The sequence below is a fragment of the Nocardioides sp. genome (assembly GCF_016462705.1).
In the GTDB taxonomy this organism is placed as follows: Bacteria; Actinomycetota; Actinomycetes; order Propionibacteriales; family Nocardioidaceae; genus Nocardioides.
On record NZ_JAEMSS010000301.1, the window covers coordinates 1 to 2,644 of the forward strand.

The 2,644-nt window shown below is 70.8% G+C and carries 3 protein-coding genes; 1 reads left to right on the forward strand and 2 read right to left on the reverse strand.

Features of this window, described 5'->3' with window-relative positions:
• Positions 1-579 precede the first annotated feature (579 nt).
• Both JHD21_RS21780 and JHD21_RS21785 read right to left on the reverse strand, forming a co-directional pair.
• A complete protein-coding gene (locus JHD21_RS21780) occupies positions 580-951 on the reverse strand; it encodes a DUF2304 domain-containing protein (protein ID WP_292679642.1) in 372 nt (123 codons plus the stop codon).
• Positions 948-1,718: a glycosyltransferase family 2 protein gene (locus tag JHD21_RS21785; RefSeq protein WP_292679643.1), complete on the reverse strand. Its 771-nt coding sequence runs from the start codon at positions 1,716-1,718 to the stop codon at positions 948-950. Before JHD21_RS21785 ends, JHD21_RS21780 begins: the two co-directional genes overlap by 4 nt.
• A 141-nt stretch (positions 1,719-1,859) precedes the next feature.
• Between JHD21_RS21785 and JHD21_RS21790 the strand changes: the two genes are divergently transcribed.
• The coding region (locus JHD21_RS21790) for an acyl-CoA dehydrogenase family protein (protein WP_292679645.1) at positions 1,860-2,644 on the forward strand (785 nt) is incomplete at its 3' end.

The following is a 2,644-nucleotide window of genomic DNA, read 5'->3' on the forward strand; positions in this document are numbered from 1 at the left end:
GGCTGGGCGTGGTGCCCGCGCGCGTAGCCGATCGAGTCTCGCCGTCAAGGACGCTTCGCGCCGCTGCGCGGTCGGCTTCGCCGATCCTTGACTGCGAGCCTGTCTCGATCGGCTGGCGGCGCGCTTGGCGGCAGGGCTCCGCCCCGCCGCCCGCATGCGCGGGCACCACCACCGAATGCGTGTGGTGGGCCGGTCGGCGCTTGGCGTGCGGATCCCATGCACCTGGTGGGTGCAGATCGCACGCTAGTGGGACTCGCAGGGGTGGCCGGGATCGGCTCGCGACACGGTTCGCGTCGACCGCGTCGGGGCTGAGCGTCGAGCCGTGGCGCGTCGGACGAACTGTGTCGCGAACCCGGGTGGCGGCCGCGCATGCGGCGGCGCGGGCGGAGCCCGCGTCGTTGAGCGCGCCGCCTACCAGCCCGACAGAGGCTCGCGGTCAAGGATCGACGAAGTCGACCGCGCAGCGGCGGAGCGGAGCGACGTCCTTGACGGCGAGCGTCGGGCTGGTACGCGCGCGGCCGCCACGCCCGTCCCACGAACGCGTCAGGCGCATCGGGTGGTGAGGTCCCCAGGTGCTCCTCAGCCCGAGGACTCGCCTTCGTCGTGGGGCCGGCGGACCAGGTCGAGCTCGAGCCGCAGTAGCCCGACCTCCTCCGCGAGCACCCGGGTCTTCTCCTCGAGCCGGCCGAGCTCGTAGCTGTGCTGCAGCGTGAGCACGAGGAGGAAGAGCGACGCGAGGAAGAACAGCAGGTTGACCGGCAGCTCGACGCCGACGAGGTCGGCCAGGCCGGTCAGGAGGCCGGGGAAGATCGTGATGGCCAGGACGCCGAGGGCGACGGAGAACCAGAGGACGGCGTACTTCTCGCGGAGCCGTTGCCGACGGAGCAGCTCGAAGAGTGCGACGAGGACGACGGCCGAGCCGATGACGCCCAGGGTGACGGTCGAGCTCATGCTCGCTCCTCGGGGATGGTGGGCACGTCGGGCCAGCGGCGGACGAGGGCCAGGGCCAGGGCGACGACGGCCCGGGACAGGTAGAGCGCCGCGCGGAACGGCGTCTGGCTGGCCTGGCCGCCCTGACGCACGCGCATCTGGACGGGCGCCTGGGTGACCGTGCACCCCGCGCGGATGGCGATGACCATGGACTCGACCGTGTCGCCGAGGTACTCCGCCGGGTAGTGCGCCGCGAACACGCCGATCGCCCGTCGGTTGGCGACCCGGAACCCGCTGGTCACGTCCGTGAGCCGGGTCCGGGCCATCCGGCTCAGGGTGCCGGCGAGCATCTTCATCGCGAGGCGGCGCAGCAGCGAGACCTTGTAGGGGTCGCCCTCGCCGGCGAACCGGGCGCCGATGACCAGGTCGGCGCCCCCGGTGCCGTCCACCCGGAGCTGGGCCAGCAGGGTCGGGAGGTAGGCCGGGTCGTGCTGTCCGTCCGCGTCGATCTGCACGGCGACGTCGTAGTCGCCGCGGATCGCGTAGCGGTAGCCGGCGCGCATCGCGCCACCCACGCCCAGGTTGTAGGGGAGACGGCAGACCAGGGCGCCGGCGGCGGCCGCCACGGAGGCGGTCCGGTCCGAGGAGCCGTCGTCCACGACGAGCAGGTCGGCGTCCGGGGTGGTGCGCCGGACCTCGGCGACCGTCGCGGCGACGGAGTCCTGCTCGTTCCAGGCCGGGATGATGACGAGCACTCTGGGCTGCGGAGTGCGGGGGCCTGGCGGCATTCGCGCAGCATAACGACGCACGTAGGCTCGCCGTCGGGCCGAGGGCGACGTGTCCTGGGTCATGGTGACGCGTAGTGACCCGCCGGTAACATCGCTGGGTACGCCGCACGCCCTCCGACCACACGACTGGAGCACGACAGCATGGGTCGCCTCTGCGAGACCGACGGGCTCACCGAAGACCAGACCGAGATCCTCAAGGCGGTCCGCACCTTCGTGAACGAGAAGATCATCCCCGTCGCCCAGGAGCTCGAGCACGCCGACGAGTACCCGACCGAGATCGTCGAGGGCCTCAAGGAGCTCGGCCTCTTCGGCCTGATGATCCCCGAGGAGTACGGCGGGCTGGGGGAGTCGCTGCTGACCTACGCCCTGGTGGTCGAGGAGATCGCCCGGGGCTGGATGAGCGTCTCGGGCATCATCAACACGCACTTCATCGTGGCGTGGATGCTGCTGCAGCACGGGACCGACGAGCAGAAGCAGCACTACCTGCCCAAGATGGCCGAGGGCGAGATCCGCGGCGCCTTCTCGATGTCCGAGCCGGGGTGCGGCTCGGACGTGGCGGCGATCAAGACCAAGGCCGTGCGCGACGGTGACGACTACGTGATCGACGGCCAGAAGATGTGGCTGACCAACGGCGGCTCGGCCAACCTGGTGGCGGTGCTGGTGAAGACCGACGAGGGCTCCGACTCCGTCTACAAGAACATGACGACGTTCCTGGTCGACAAGGAGGCCGGGTTCGGCGAGACCGCTCAGGGCGTCACCATCCCCGGCAAGATCGACAAGATGGGCTACAAGGGCGTCGACACCACCGAGATGATCTTCGAAGGTCACCGGATCGGGGCCGACAAGATCCTCGGCGGCGAGCCCGGCAAGGGCTTCTACCAGATGATGGACGGCGTCGAGGTCGGCCGCGTCAACGTCGCCGCCCG